Raw genomic sequence first — 14,699 nt, forward strand, 5'->3', positions numbered from 1 at the left:
TCGATGTCCAGCATTCCATCCGCAAAGGGCATCGACAGCACGCTTGCCCTGCTGCGCAACCCATATGGGTTCATTCCGGACACATGCCGCGATCTTGAGGGCGACCTGTTCGAGACCCGCATCCTCTTTCAAAAGACGATCTGCATGACTGGTGCCGCAGCTGCGGAGGTCTTCTATTCCGAGGATGGGCTCGTGCGCGCAGGCTCGATGCCGAAGCGTATCCAGAGAACCCTGCTCGGCGAAAAGGGCATCCAGGGGCTCGATGGCGAGGCCCACCGTCATCGGAAGCGGATGTTTATGTCACTCATGGCGTCGGAGCGGATCGAAGCTCTCGAAAACACGACGCGGGACCTGTTGGACCGCTACGCACGGGACTGGCAAGCGGCGGAGAAGGTCGTTCTCTACGACGAAGTGCGCGAAATCCTCACCAGAGCTGCCTGCGCCTGGTCGGGCGTGCCGCTTCCCGAAGCGGAGGTCGAGACGCGGACGGCGCAGATGACGGCGCTCTTCCAAGACGCCGGGGCGGTCGGCTGGAAGCACTGGGGTGCGCGTCTGGCGCGGCATCGCGCAGAGCGTTGGATAGCCGGGATTATTGAACGGCTGCGCGACGGAAGCCTTCAGACAGGACAGGAAAGCGCCGCCCATGTCGTCGCGACGTGGCGCGATCTGAATGGGGAGCTGCTGACCTCCAAGGTTGCCGCCGTGGAGCTTCTGAACGTAGTACGCCCGATCGTCGCCGTCTCTGCGTTCATCGCCCAGGCGGCGCATGCCCTGCATCGGCATCCCGAGTGGCGGCAAAAGCTGAAGGACGACGAGGGACAGCTCGAACCTTTCGTGCAAGAGGTCCGCCGTCTGTATCCGTTCTTTCCCGCGGTCGCGGCACGGGTGAAGAGTGATTTCGAGTGGCGCGGATATCGCTTTTCCAAAGGGTACAGGGTTCTGCTCGACCTCTACGGCACAAATACCGACGCTCGCTCGTGGGACGCGCCGCAAGAGTTCCGGCCCGAGCGGTTTCACGATCGGGAGGTCACCCCCTACGACTTCATTCCGCAGGGCGGTGGTGATCACCACAGGAACCACCGTTGTCCGGGCGAGTGGATCGCGATCAGCCAGATGAAGGCGTTTTGCAGTTTCTTCGTGAACGCCATCGACTACGAAGTGCCAGATCAGGATCTGGATCTGGAAACCGAAGAACTGCCGCCCATGCCTAAATCCCGGTTCATCATGCGCAACGTCAGGCGTCGGCAGTAGCGTCGGCCTCCTCCGGCTCGACCGACCGCGCATCCTTGGTGGCCTCAAACGCTTCCCACGCAACGTAGGGCACGATCAGAAGCGCCGCGACCGGGTCGGCCCACCACCAGCCCATCCATTGCGTCAGACCGATCCCGCCCAACACCACGATTGTCTGATACTGGCAGATCATGGTGTCCTTGGCATCGTACTTCAGGGCGGGCGCATCGAGCCGTTTGCCATAGCGATACTTGCCCCAGGCGAGGAACGGGTTGACCACGAGCGAAGCACCCAGAATCGCGATACCCCACCAGTTGAAGCCCGGCGCCTTCTGCGAAATGAAGGCGGAGACCGCCTCGTAGAGGATCGCCGCGACGACGATCCAGAAGGCACAGGCAACCACGTAGAGCGCGACCTTCTTGCGGTGCAGGACCGTGCGCTTGCCGGCACCGTCCTTCTCCCCCTTCAAGCGCCAGATCAGCGTCGCGGCTGAGGTGGCTTCGACCGTGCTGTCGAGACCCCAGCTTACCAGTGCCGCGCTGCCGGTCAGAAGTCCCACGGTGACGGATACGACGACCTCGATGATGTTGTAGACGAGGCTGGCGATCTCGACGCGGATGCCGCGCGTCAGATTGGCCTGCCGGTTATCTTTCTGACTACTCATAATACCTCATAATGCGGAGCCTGCAGCAAAAGTTCGAGGCGGGAATTGATTGCCTTGCCATTAGTGTTGCGCCACGAATCGAAAGCCGATGTTGTTCTTTTTCCAAGCTTCCTTAGTAGAGGCGAGCTTGCCCCTCATACATGAAAACCAAGGGCTTCGGACCTGTCGCGTAGCCGGTGTCGAGCCGCTCCATTCGGAAGCCGCTTGTCTCGATCAAGCCGGCCGTTGGACGGTCAAGGTGACAGTTCCCGGCGCAGTGTTTCCAGACGGGCGTGAGCCAGCGCTGCCAGCGCCGGACACCGGGCTCCGGCGCCAAACCATGCTCGACGAAGCGGAAGATGCCGTCCGGCTTGAGAACGCGCCGGATCTCGGCGAGCGCCTTCTCCGGCTCCGACACGCTGCAGAGCGCCCAGGTGGCGACGACGCAGTCGACGCTGCGATCCTCCAGCGGCAATGCTTCGGCCACGCCCTCGATCATCTCGGCCGCGGGCATCAGGCCATGGGAGGTTTGCGCGGCCCGAGAGAGGAGTTCGGGCGACGGGTCAACACCGATGATCTGACGCACGGCCTCAGGGTAGAGCGCAAGGTTCAGGCCCGAGCCGATCCCGATCTCCAGCACACGTCCATGCAGCCCGGAGACGGCGCGGCGCCGGTAGGGAAGAAGTTGATCCTGGCCCATCGCCAGATGCGTCAGCCGAGGGAGGATATGTTTCTCGTACAGTCGCATCTGTTCACCCGATCCGCGCAAGGACAGGGAAGGTGTCCAGCAGCCAGTAGGCCAGTGCGCTCAACCGCCCGGTCATCATCGCCAGGCCCATCAGGATCATGACGCCGCCCGCAGCCTGATGCAGGCGGCGACCCCAACGACCGATGCCGCGCAGCCTGCCGGCAATACTGTCGGTGAACCCCGCGACGACCAGAAACGGGATCCCAAGGCCGGCCGAGTAGAAGGCAAGCAATGCGACGCCCTCGCCAATCGTCGCGCTTGTCGCGCTGGCGGTTAGGATGGCGCCGAGGATCGGCCCGATGCACGGTGTCCAGCCGAAACCGAAGGCGAGTCCGAGCACGTAGGAGGCGACCGGTTGCCCGCCCGGCAGGTCGAGATGAAAACGCAGGTCGCGCTCCATGGCCGACAGGCGCGCTGCCCCGATCATGAACAGACCGAACAGGATCACGATCGCGCCGCCGACGAGGTTGAGTTCGTAGCGCCACTGCAGCAGCGCCTGACCGAGCGCGGTGGCAGAGGCCCCAAGCGCGATAAATATCGTGGAGAAGCCAAGGACGAAACAGAAGCTGAGCCAGACGGCCCGCCCCTTCGAAGGCGCTGCACTGCCGGTGACCGTACGTCCGGCAACGTAGGATACGTAGCCGGGCACGAGCGGCAGCACGCAGGGCGACAGAAAGGAAACGGCACCGGCCAGCAATGCCGCCATTAGTCCAAGAGCGGAAAGTTCAATCAAATCCACATCTCCAAACTGATCGGTAGACCGCCACCACGTGTGCGCACGGAGCGGAACGGCTGGCGCGGTCGTCGTGCTTTTCCATGTCCTATTGCTTACGTTCGTCAATAAGAGCGCTTATCTGCGCAACGGCTTCGGGGCTGTTCCATTCGGCCGGGCCTGCGAGGCACCCGCGCTCGCGCCCAATGCGGTCGATCAGAATCGTTGTCGGCAGGCCCACCACGGCCAAGGCCAGCATCGCGCGCGTATCCTCCGCGATATAGAGATCGAGGTTGCGAATGCCGGTCTCTCGGTAGAAGCGGCGCACAGGTTCGAGACCGGCCCGATCGATCGACAGCGGCAGAACATGAAAATCCGATCCGCCGAGGCGCGCTTGCAGCGCGTCGAGCGTCGGCATCTCCTCGCGACAAGGCGGGCACCAGGTCGCCCAAATGTTCAGAAGCACGACACGTCCCTCGAAGTCCGCCAGCGTCAGATTCCGTCCATCTCCATCCACGAAAGGCGGCGACAGGAGATCACGCGGAGTCCCGTGATTAGGGATCGGTGGTCGGGCGGAGGCAGGGCTTGCCGCAAGCGCCAAGACTCCGGCAAGGACGTCACGTCGCCTCACGGGTCGCTCTCAGCCTGCAACCGGCGCACGACCGGCAGAATGTCCTCCTCAAGCGAGGCCTGATCAAAGGGGCCGACATGCTTGTATGCAATGCGCCCCTCGGCGTCGATTATGTATGTTTCCGGCACTCCATAGACGCCCCAGTCTATCGCAACGCGGCCTGATCGGTCCGCGCCGATGCGGGTGAAGGGATCGCCGAGCTCTTCGAGGAAACCCAGCGCCTCCTCGGCATTGTCCTTGTAGTTGATACCGTAGATCGGAACGGTGCCCGCTTCGGCAAGATTGACGAGAAGCGGGTTCTCCGTGCGGCAGGGGACGCACCACGACGCCCAGACGTTGACGAGAGAAACCTGGTCTAGCAGGTTCGCCGAGGCTAGGCCGTCCTGCCGCCCTTCGATGGGCGGGAGCGCGAATTCCGGGATTGGTCTTCCGATCAGCGTCGAGGGCAACCGGTCGTCGTTGTTCCAGAGGCCCCAGTAGAAGACTACGCCCAGCAACCCAAACAGAAGAATAGGCAAAATCATGAGCGGCCGTCCGCTCCGGCGCCGCTGTTCTTGGTTATCCTTCGAACTCATAGCCTGCCATCAATGCTTGGAAGGAATAAGGTATCAGCAACCGCTGATATGAAGCAAACCGTCGCCGATCACAATGCCGAACGATGGGGGAGGCTTGGCCGCGGCTTCGCAGACCCGAGCCATACTTACTGTCTAGATTCCTAAGAAATCAGCGAAAGGTTGGTATCTGAAGAGGCCGTTGAATTCAGACCTCTGAACGGCCCCTTCGTCCCGCATAGCAGCCAGCGGACCTAATCCGGGTCTGCGTCCGCTTTGGCACTTCCTGTATCCAGCGCTCTATATACGGTCATGCGCGAAACCCCCAGGTCTCGGGCAATCTGGGCTTTGGATGTGCCCGCTGCAGCCAGTCTCTGAATTTCAGCGTCATCGACCTTCTTCTGCCGCCCCTTGTAGATCCCCTTGCCCTTTGCGGCGTTGATCCCTGCGCGTTGGCGGTCGCGAATGAACTTCAGCTCCATGTCAGCGACCATGCCGAGGACAGTGATCACCATGCGCCCCATGTCGCCGGCCGTCGTCACCTCGGGTTCAAGGATACGCAACGACGCGCCCTTCGCATCCAACTCATGCACCAGATTCAGAACGTCTCGGGTTGACCGCCCAAGGCGGTCGAGGCGATGCACGACCAGCTCGTCACCTGCACGCAAAAACTCCAGGACGGTTGCCAGTTCGGTGCGACCGTCACGGGATGCTCCAGAGCCGGTTTCGGCGCGGACAATTTCACAGCCTGCCGCCTTCAGTTTGGCTTTCTGGATTTCGAGATCCTGACTTGTTGAGCTGACGCGGGCGTAACCGATCTTGGGCATGTAGAAATGTCACTTTAGGGTGGCTATATTCCTGATACTGTCACAATGCCTGTTGCGCCACTCATTTGTGACATTTTCTGCTGTCACATTCATGCGTCCCTCACGGGTGTGCCCAAAAGTTACGATTTCGACGGAAAAGCCCACTCTTTTCTCGGTCGGCCCTCGGGCGGGGCAATTCAGGCCACAAGGTGTGCAGCGCTGTATCCCGCCCCGTCCGCAGCCCCTGGCCGGGAGCCGCGACGGAGCTAATGTAGTAGACCTGAGATATATAAGGTGTTTTTAGGAGCTAATTTTCTCGATCCGTCCTTGACGCCGCAGGGGGTGTTCGGGTTATGGCGGGTGTTCCTGTATTGTTCTAATGATCATGACCGTGCACCTCAGTTCTATCACAATCACGCTCATCGACAGGCATGTGCCTTTGGCATCCATGCCGGTTCCGGCCGGTTTTCCGTCACCCGCCGCGGATGATCTTGAAGATACGATCGACCCGATCAAGTGGGTGGTGCGGCATGAGCATGCGACCTTCTGGTGGCGGGTGTCGGGCGACAGCCTTGAAGCCGAGGGCATCCTGGACGGCGACCTGATCGCCGTGGATCGCGCGGGCAAGCGCCGCCATGGTCGCATCGTCGTCGCGGTGGTCGATGGCGCCATTACCGTCAAGAAGCTCGCCAAACGCGATGGTGTCTGGTTTCTCGATCCGCGCGCCCGCGCGGATGGCTATGCGACAATCCCGGTCACGGAGACGACCGAGATATGGGGGGTTGTGGCCGGTGTCGTCCGCCGCCTGCCCATCGAATAAGGGCAGGCCCGGTGGAGCAATCCGACCGCCCCATTGCGCTGATCGACTGCAACAATTTCTACGTCAGCTGTGAGCGCGTGTTTGATGTGTCGTTGCGTGGCATCCCCGTCATTGTCCTGTCCAACAATGACGGCTGCGCCGTGGCCCGCAGCGATGAAGCCAAGGCCCTTGGGATCAAGATGGGCGAGCCGGTTTTCAAGATCCGTGACCTGATGAAGCGGCATGGGGTCAAGGCTTTGTCATCGAACTACACGCTCTACGGCGACCTCAGCCGCCGCGTGGTCGAAGTCCTGAACAGCTATTCCCCCCGCCTCGACGTCTATTCGATAGACGAGACGTTCGTTGACCTTGCGGGCTTCGGGGATCGCATGGAGGCCCATGCCGCCCAGATGCGGCATGCAGTCAGAACCGAGACCGGCATCCCGACCTGCGTTGGCATTGCTCCTACCAAGACGCTTGCCAAACTGGCGAACTATGCCGCCAAGAAGAACCCGCTCTTTTCTGGGGTCTGCAATCTCATGGAGCAGGACGTGCGGGACTATGTGATGCGCCGCATTCCCATCGGAGAAATCTGGGGCGTGGGGTCAGCGACAGAGGCAAAGCTGAAGGCCCAAGGGATCAACACTGCCGCCGAGCTGCGCGACCTGCCTTTGGCCCTTGGCCGCAAGATCGGCACGGTTGTCCTGGAACGCTTGGTGGCTGAGCTGCGTGGGGTGTCCTGCGTCGATTTTGAGGACGTGGCCCCGCAGCGCAAGGGCATGGCTGTCACCCGCTCCGCGGGCACGCCTATGACCAGCTTCGACACGCTGGCCCAGGCCATCAGCGCTCACGCTACCCGGGCGGCCGAGAAGCTGCGCCAGCACGGCTTGGTAGCAGGCACGATGACGGTGTTTTACCACACCAACCCGCACAAGCTCGACAGGCCGCGCCATTCGTTCTCGCGCAGCATTCGCCTGCGACCCATGTCCAACCATACGTTCGACCTGGTGGATGCTGCCGTGGCGGCTGCGCGGAGGGGCTGGAAGGGCGATCTTTCCGGAAACGGCTATGGCTACACCAAGGCCGGGATCATCCTCGATGACCTGCTGCCCGAGGCTGACCGACCTGCCATGCTATTCCCCCCGGAGAGGCCACGCGACGCGCACCTGACAGACGCGCTCGATGCGATTAATGACCGCTTCGGCAAGAAGACGATGGTGCTGGCGCGTGAGGGGGTCAGCCGATCTTGGGCGACGAAGGCAGATCACCGATCGCCACGCTATACAACGAGGATAAGTGAGCTTCCAACACTGAACGTATAAAGAAACAGCCACACCATGAAAACTGGTGACGTTGCCCTCACCTTATCCAGCGTGAACGAGACTCCGGGTTTGAGTTTTGCCCATTCGGGCGGGTTGGGCAACGGGGGCTGGCGCGGAGCCTTGCGGATTGCGCAGCGTGAGGCCCCGTTGCGGGGGTGAAGGCGGCAGGGGGCAACGTCACGCCGGAACCTATGTCACTTGTTATGGGTCGATTAAGTCGGGCAGCCTAGCATTGATATTGGACATCAACACCAATGCACATTCGACAACCGATCCATCATCGTTCACAAGCTGCATTTGCCCTGCCGGAGGGGTGTGGTCCCATGCAAACCCTTTGGTAAGAACCTGGAGGACACCCTGCTTGTATGCAGTATCGAGATTTCCTGCGAGCTGATCGCCTTTTGTTTCAAGGGCCACCAAACGGCTGTTGCCGCCAGATGTATTAGCCGCGAACACGAAGTCTGGGTAAATGCGGCCTCTTCGCCAACCTTGCAAACCGTACTGATGCCTTGCGACGTTTCGGTGCCACCAAGTCACCGTAGCGGCTCCGTCCAGATGGACGGCAACCTTCGCTTCGTCGTCATTAAACTCAGCCCGATAGTTCAGTTCGAAAAGGCTCTTCGCGATAGGCTGATGTTTGTCGTTCAGCAGAGGTGCAGAATTGACCGGCTGAAGCGTGATGTCCTTGGACGGCATCTTCCAATTCCGGCCATCCACGCGCAGACGAAACTGGATTTCCCCACTTGCAACCAGCGACCTAAACAGCGCTTCGGCTACAGTGGAACGCATTGCCTCCAAAGCCTTGCGTAGTTCCGTCAGGATCAGGCCCGCGTGCTTGCCGCGCTTTTCCGTATCATAGCCAACGCCATCCAAGGCAACGATCAGATCAGACACGATACCGCGCGCGGTAAAGGCATTCGGGACGATGTCCGAAATCGATCTGGTGACGAAGACGGGATCGAACACCATTCTTTCGGAAATTATATCACCGTCTTCGTTGACGATTTTGCCATCAGGGCCGCTAAGACTAAATCGTTGCAGCTGCGAAGTCACTTCAGTTGGATTGGCGGGAAGATTCTTCGCCATCTCATCAGGTTTGAAGTTCGTCCAATCGATCTTTGACAGAAGGTCCGTATCGTAATCGAAATCCCGAGTTTCAGAACCCTGGACCCAGAGCACTTTCGGTAGATAAATGTCTTTCTGATCGAAGATGTCACGTCGCGCGACTTCTCGGGCAACCCCCGCCTTCGAACCGCCGCCGTCGCCTCCTGGAGTCGTAACCACAAGGTCAGACAAGCCATCCTTCTCAAGGCCATCTTTGATGGCCTTGATCACATCACCTGTTCCTGCGTGATGCGTCACAACATGGCACTCGTCCAAGATTGGAACCTCGGTTTTGTGCGCGTAGGGCTGACGAAGAATGCGCCCTACAAGCTGGGTCATGGCGCTCATATTGCTACTAGCGGAAAGCGAGCACAGAACATACGCAAATGGGCAATCCCAGCCCTCTTGCAGCGCCTGTTTGGTGATGATGACACGCACCCTGTTGGTGGGCGAAAGAAGATCTTGGTTCTCGGGCTCTTTCAGGTCGTTTCTCTGTGCCGTCTTGATCGCAACTTCAGCCTCATCGAAGCCGAGTGTTTTTAGCCGGTCCATCACGTCCAAGGCATGGATGAACCCGCCCTCGCGTTGGTCGTCACCGGTGCGCTCCACTTGAACCAACATTATGGGGCGAATGTAGTCACCGCCGTCAGCTTCGTATGCCTCTGCCGCAGCTTGGATTTCACTCAGCTTGGTAACGCTTACATCGAGGGTTGAGTGCCAATCAGAGCTTTGCCGAGGATCGAGGTTTAGCGGCATCTTGATCATGCCTTCCTGATCCAGCTCCTTGCCAGTCACTTCAACCAACAGGTTTGCATATCGGCCTGTTTTCGTCGCAGACGGAGCAACGTCTTTCGGCGTGGCTGTAAGTTCAAGGACGAAGGAAGGATTGAAGCCGTAGAGTGTCTTGAAGGCCAATTCAGACACGGCCTTTTGCCCTTCATCGACTACGACAATCGGGCGGATGATCCGTAGGGCATTTCCCAAGCTGTCTTTCACCATCGCCCAAGGCGCGACGGCGTCACCATGATCGTAGGTCGACAGGTTCGGAATCGCCTTGAGGAGCTCCTCGTGCTTGTCCTGTTGCCCGGTCGGAGTGAAGCCATGAACGTCGCCGCGATCCCTGAACATCTTCAGACTGTCTTGGGTCTCACGGTTGGCCGATTGAAGCATCAGAACCATCACGCAAAGATGTGCGTCGATGTCGCGACGGTCTAGGCGATCATTCTTCTCCATGATCTTCACGCGACCAGCTGCCGCCCGATCCAACACTTGGCGATAAGGATCTTGCCGATCTTTCAGGCGTCGCAGGGTTTGGGTGTAGATAGCTTCGTTCGGGACGATCCAGAGCACAAAGCCGCTGTTCGAGCCGATATAGCTTCCCAAAATGCGAGAGATCGAGTTGACGGCGAGATAAGTCTTACCGCCGCCGGTAGGGACTTTCAGCGTGATATTGGGCACCGATCGGCCGATCCCGTCTTTCCGTTCAGAAAACGGGATGGGGTCTTTGGTTTTCTTGTCGATTCGCGTGGGCAGCAATCCCGATTGCTTCCGCAGCTCCTCCCAAGCCTTCGCCGCAAAGTCTGGAATATCAATGCCGAGATCGGGATCAGCCTTGACCAGCGCGGCCACTTTGTCTGACTTGGCCTTCTGCGTTTTCAGTTCTGCAAGGTAGGTATCGAGCGCCTTCATCACGCGCTCTTGGTAATCAAGCGTGCGCATGCCTTATGCCTTCTCGACGCGATACAGCGCGTAGGGCAACGGTGAAAATTCGACCTTCAACCCTTCCTTCGCGAGTATCTTGGGATTGGTGTGGTTAGCAGGCGCAAAGACCAGGTGCCGCGCCTTAGGGTGCTCTTCCGCTATCTTGCGGGCAAAGGACAGTGACAGGGCCGCGTTCGGCGTTTTCAGCCAGTCCAGTTCCGGCTTGTAGACTAGCCAGAGCATCTGGCCGTTTGCCTCTCCCATGAAGAACGCGTCAGCATCCACCTTGGCAGGATCACCAGGCAGATTGGTGGCGGTGTGAAAGAGAACCGTCGCCAGATCAACGAAGGGCGGAAGAGTTTCGCCGGTTAGGATCTTATCCATCTCGATAGGTGCGCCAAGGGTGCAATATGTGAACTCGCCACCCAAGCCTTCGGCCCGTTCATCAACCTTCTTCTCGCCGGTCACGATCAACTCGCCGTCTTTGACCGTCTTTTTAATTGTATCGTACTCATGACCGTGCAGGTTTTCGATCTTTTCAACTTGCTCTTCGATCTTTTGAAAGGACTGAAGCTTCTTCCAGTTCAATTTTTCCCGAAGAAGCTCAGTCTTTTGCGTTCCTGTAAATTCGTATCCGTTGATTACGCGCCGTACACGCTCTGCGGTCAATTCATCAGCGTTGACTTTGCCTTCGCCTTCATCCATTTGAACCAAAATAAATTTCCTAGTCCCTGAATCTTCGCGATTGGCCCTCAAAACAGCATGCGCAGTTGTCCCAGTTCCCGCAAACGAGTCTAGGAACACCGCGTCATCATTTGCGATTAGCCTCACTACAAAGTCGAGTAGTTGAACAGGCTTAGGAGTTTCAAACACAGAGCTCCCGAAAATCTCCGCGACGGTTCTCGTGCCATCAGCTGTAGTTGCCAGCGCACTCAGCCAAGTCGACCAACCAAATGCTCGCTCCTCATTGCGGATCTTTTCGTAGGGAACCCATCTTTCGGTTGCCCCATCTACAACGACGCCTTTGTCGAAAGGACGCATTTCCCAATGTGCAGACTCTGGGCCTTTAATAAGTGATTTCATAAGGGGGTTTTCCGCGCCCAAGCGCCAGCACCCTTCCTTTCCATCTCCACGTATTGGAAACACATCTGAACCATCAGGTGCTACAAGCGGAAAGAACATCGTTGGCCGATTCTCACGTAGTGAGTTTGCTCCCCATTTATTGAGTTCACGACCCTTACAATACGCGCCTTCATGGTCTTCCAAATTGAGCTCCGAGCCAGCGCTCTTTTCCTTAGTAAGGTCAGGGCTTCCGCCACCATAAAAGACAATGAATTCATGACCAACTCTCAAAGAGGACTTTTGTTTTCCGCCACTGGGATCAGATTGCCAAACTCCCACTGCGAGCCTATTTTCAGAGCCAAATATTTCATCAAATAGGACTAGCATGTTGTCCAGCTCATTTGAGTCAATTGTCGCAGCAATTAGTCCAGTGTCGCTCAATAATTCCTTCAGAAGGCGAACACGCGGCCACATCATTGCGCACCATTTATCATGCCTCAAGCCGTCATCTTTTTGGATTGGATTTGACGCAAGCCATTCTTTTATCATTGGTGCATTTACATTGTCGTTGTAGGACCAGCTCTCGTTTCCTGTATTGTACGGTGGATCAATGAAGATGCAGTCCACCTTTCCAGCGTAAAGCGGCAGTAGAGCTTTTAAGGCATGCAGGTTATCACCTTGCAGGATCAGGTTTCCATCCAGGCGCGGATCACCAATTCCCTTGTCGGCATGCATTTCCAACGGGCGGTGCGGCACCGTCAAATGGTGGTTGTAAACAAATTCTTTTCCCTTGAAATATAGCTCAGTCACGCTGCCCTCCTGTGTGTCATCTAACGACACGCGGTTTTGGTGGCACCCTAACTACGACATTGCACCTTCACCAGTCGGTTGTTTTAGCTGCACAGCATGAGACAGCAGGATTTGTGACACCCGGAGGTGACTCACCCAACGGCAGTGAGCCTTCCGTCAGCCACTCGTCCAAATGTCGCAATTGAATTCTTCGCGTTGATACTGCACGGCAATCTATTCCCGCCCGAACAAGCCCCTGACGATCCCCGTGCGCAAGCGCGGGGAAGTCGCCCCGCTTGCGCAGATCGAGGCCCTCGAAATCATCGCGGTTGACCGGGCCACGCAATGCCACGTCACCCCCGGCGATGTAGCCCGGCGGATGGTCGATTACCTCGGCCCCCAGGGCGACTATCTCCACGCTTGAGCCTAGCGCCGGGACGGGCCAGCTTGCACGGGCGCTTCTGGCGTCCGGGCACAGCCCGCGCGAACTGACGATGATCGAACGGCACCACCAGCTTGCGGCGATGGTGCAAAGGATCGGTCCCACGATCCACGGTTGTTTTCTGGAATATGCCGACGAAGTGAAGGGACGCGTGGAGTTTCCCCGTATCATCATGAACCCGCCTTTTCGCGCGGTGCGGAAGCATATCGCCGCCGTGCTTTCTCTTCTTGGCCGAGGCGGTCACGCCGAACCGGCAACGCTTGTTGCCTTGGTTCCCCTGACCTTCGAGCATCCCGAGGCAGAGCATTTAGAAACCTTGCCGCCCGAGACGTTCAGCACGGCGCGAGTGCATACCAAAATCATACGAGTGCGGCGCAGCTAAACGACAGGCAGGGGGGGGCAGCGGCCCACCCAATCCTGTTGCGGCGATTGGTGTCCGATGGGGCGGAGCGCCAAACGCGCCCCTTCCCATCGGACTGTGCGCTGCCCGCGCGGGGGTCGCTTCGCGACCTAAATCGGTAAGACCGGCATTGTGCCGGTCTTGAGCCATACTTGGAGCTGGTCCGGAGAATACAACGGGCCTGCGGCCCGGCCTAACCCCGGTGAAGAATAGTTCTAGGTGCTGACAAAGAAGTTCGTCTAATAACAGAGCGCCGGTGGTCGCATGACCCAACGTAGCTTTTCTTTCTTGCCCTTATGATCGGATTGGCAATGCAAGACATATTCGCTAAAAATGAAGCATCCGACAATGATATTAAGGCGGCGTGCCGGGTAGGCATCTTCCTTTCTTTCCCATTCTGCCTAATCTACATACCCTTGTCCTTACTCCCTGGGGGTGTAAGCAGGTTAAGCACTGCTATGAACTCAGCATATGGTGTCGAAGCATTGCTGGTTATCATTGCTTTGATAGTATCATGCTTAGCAATATCGTTAGCAAATAAATTTGTAAAGATGACTGGGTTAGAAGAAATAACAAGGGCAAGCTATATGGCCCTCTGTCAGACTATTGCAACGGTTTCGGCGTTTACGCTGTCTGTAGCTTCTATACTGGCTTTAGCCCATCTAGGATTTGAATGGTCCAGTGTGGATATTGAAAAGATAACACTGTCAATGTTCTTAATTTCTATGTTGTGCATGATTCTGGTTATATTTTCTGTTGTTCTGGCTAGAATTTACGATGGAATGAAGAGCGCAAACGATGGTGTTGGTCTCAGAATATTTTTCATTCTTGTTTTTATTGCGGCTGCCATTGGTATTGCACATTTCACTAGCAAGTGACGCCTCCTGTCCGTCTGCGGCCTCGTGCGATGCCCGATGCCGCGCCCGTCCAGGACCGCGCTCTAGGCTCAGGCCGGCATGACCGGCTTTCGCCCCGAGCCTTTCCCCCTGCCCGTCCCTGCGCCCAAGATTGCGCCGCGCACCGTCTCGTTCCGAGCCGCCGCGCGGCGCGGCGCATGGTCCTGTCCGGGGCAAAGTCTCGGCCCTTCGGGTGACGATCGCTGGCGCGGGTGCGGTCGAGGGTTGTCCAGCCTTTCGATGCAGCGACCTTGGGAGCGGAGGCGGAAGGCCGAAGCAGGCCCGCGCGAGACGCCAAGGATCGAGCAAGGGCCTGTGGTCAACCCGTGCGCTTCGGTGGGCTGATCGGGCCAGACCTTCCCACAAGGCAGCTCGCTTTCCTTCGCTCTGTGATGGCGCGTCCAGCTCGCCGCCATGCAAGGCCCGCCGCCCTGGTCGGCGGGCTGGATAGCTCTGGCCCAAAGGATCTTTGAAAGACCGGCATTGTGCCGGTCTTGAGACTGATCAGCGGACACGCCGGGGGATCGACGGGGCCTGCGGCCCCGCTCACCCCCGCCGCGACGATCCTTTCTTTCTTGTTTTCCGCCCAACAGACCTGCCCCGGAAAGTCAAAAGACAAGCGCCGCCTGCGGCGTCGTCTCCACCGGGGGCCGTGTCCTCGCGCTGCGCGCTGCGGGCCGCACCACCCCCCGGCTCCGATCCTTTGACTATCCGTGTCAGGCCCGTGGATCGGGCTTCGCCCTCTCCCACTCTGTTCCGCCGAATACATGCGTATTCGGTCACAGATTGGCCGAGGCGCAGCCCATCGGCGGAAGGAGGCACCAAGCCCCACGCCCTCACCACAAAGGAGGCCAGACATGGCT

14 protein-coding genes are annotated in these 14,699 nt (G+C 58.4%); 6 read left to right on the plus strand and 8 right to left on the minus strand.

Annotated elements, in window-relative coordinates:
• Positions 1-3: 3 nt before the first annotated feature.
• Complete coding sequence (locus tag IE00_RS16555; RefSeq protein ID WP_072298299.1) at positions 4-1,251, plus strand: cytochrome P450; 1,248 nt, start codon at positions 4-6, stop codon at positions 1,249-1,251.
• Here the strand turns inward: IE00_RS16555 and IE00_RS16560 are convergent.
• The 6 genes from IE00_RS16560 to IE00_RS16585 form a co-directional block, all read right to left on the minus strand.
• Positions 1,235-1,894 (minus strand): cation diffusion facilitator family transporter, encoded by a 660-nt coding sequence (locus IE00_RS16560; protein ID WP_170864190.1) that lies wholly within the window; start codon positions 1,892-1,894, stop codon positions 1,235-1,237. The genes IE00_RS16555 and IE00_RS16560 overlap by 17 nt on opposite strands.
• Before the next feature lie 112 nt (positions 1,895-2,006).
• Positions 2,007-2,621: a class I SAM-dependent methyltransferase gene (locus IE00_RS16565; protein WP_035746435.1), complete on the minus strand. Its 615-nt coding sequence runs from the start codon at positions 2,619-2,621 to the stop codon at positions 2,007-2,009.
• 4 nt (positions 2,622-2,625) lie between these two features.
• Complete coding sequence (locus tag IE00_RS16570) at positions 2,626-3,327, minus strand: cytochrome c biogenesis CcdA family protein (RefSeq protein WP_369796074.1); 702 nt, start codon at positions 3,325-3,327, stop codon at positions 2,626-2,628.
• A 115-nt stretch (positions 3,328-3,442) separates the two neighbouring features.
• Positions 3,443-3,964, minus strand: coding sequence for a TlpA disulfide reductase family protein (locus IE00_RS16575; protein WP_072298300.1), 522 nt, complete (start codon positions 3,962-3,964; stop codon positions 3,443-3,445).
• Positions 3,961-4,539, minus strand: coding sequence for a DsbE family thiol:disulfide interchange protein (locus IE00_RS16580; protein ID WP_240493963.1), 579 nt, complete (start codon positions 4,537-4,539; stop codon positions 3,961-3,963). The genes IE00_RS16575 and IE00_RS16580 overlap by 4 nt, the downstream gene beginning before the upstream one ends.
• Positions 4,540-4,769: 230 nt before the next feature.
• On the minus strand, positions 4,770-5,342 hold the full coding sequence (locus IE00_RS16585; protein ID WP_047998169.1) for a recombinase family protein: 573 nt from the start codon (positions 5,340-5,342) through the stop codon (positions 4,770-4,772).
• Between the two features lie 358 nt (positions 5,343-5,700).
• On the opposite strand from IE00_RS16585, the gene IE00_RS16590 reads away from it, so the two are divergent.
• Complete coding sequence (locus IE00_RS16590) at positions 5,701-6,141, plus strand: LexA family transcriptional regulator (RefSeq protein ID WP_240493965.1); 441 nt, start codon at positions 5,701-5,703, stop codon at positions 6,139-6,141.
• Between the two features lie 11 nt (positions 6,142-6,152).
• A complete protein-coding gene (locus IE00_RS16595) occupies positions 6,153-7,442 on the plus strand; it encodes a Y-family DNA polymerase (protein ID WP_072298303.1) in 1,290 nt (429 codons plus the stop codon).
• Positions 7,443-7,643: 201 nt separating this feature from the next.
• On the opposite strand, the gene IE00_RS16600 is transcribed toward IE00_RS16595, so the two are convergent.
• Entirely contained in the window at positions 7,644-10,265 is a 2,622-nt protein-coding gene (locus IE00_RS16600) for a DEAD/DEAH box helicase (RefSeq protein WP_072298304.1), read from the minus strand.
• A gap of 3 nt (positions 10,266-10,268) precedes the next feature.
• Positions 10,269-12,119, minus strand: coding sequence for a site-specific DNA-methyltransferase (locus tag IE00_RS16605; RefSeq protein WP_072298305.1), 1,851 nt, complete (start codon positions 12,117-12,119; stop codon positions 10,269-10,271).
• Positions 12,120-12,366: 247 nt separating this feature from the next.
• Here IE00_RS16605 and IE00_RS20415 point away from each other — a divergent pair, with 247 nt between their 5' ends.
• The 3 genes from IE00_RS20415 (at position 12,367) to IE00_RS19900 (ending at position 13,818) form a co-directional block, all read left to right on the plus strand.
• Entirely contained in the window at positions 12,367-12,522 is a 156-nt protein-coding gene (locus IE00_RS20415) for a hypothetical protein (protein ID WP_205949699.1), read from the plus strand.
• Positions 12,523-12,592: 70 nt separating this feature from the next.
• Complete coding sequence (locus tag IE00_RS20420; protein WP_205949700.1) at positions 12,593-12,922, plus strand: hypothetical protein; 330 nt, start codon at positions 12,593-12,595, stop codon at positions 12,920-12,922.
• Positions 12,923-13,251: 329 nt separating this feature from the next.
• Positions 13,252-13,818 carry a hypothetical protein gene (locus tag IE00_RS19900; RefSeq protein WP_139291509.1) on the plus strand — a complete coding sequence of 189 codons (567 nt, stop codon included), beginning with the start codon at positions 13,252-13,254 and terminating at the stop codon, positions 13,816-13,818.
• Positions 13,819-14,699: the final 881 nt, after the last annotated feature.

The organism is Paracoccus sp. SM22M-07 (assembly GCF_001887735.1).
Taxonomy (GTDB): Bacteria; Pseudomonadota; Alphaproteobacteria; order Rhodobacterales; family Rhodobacteraceae; genus Paracoccus.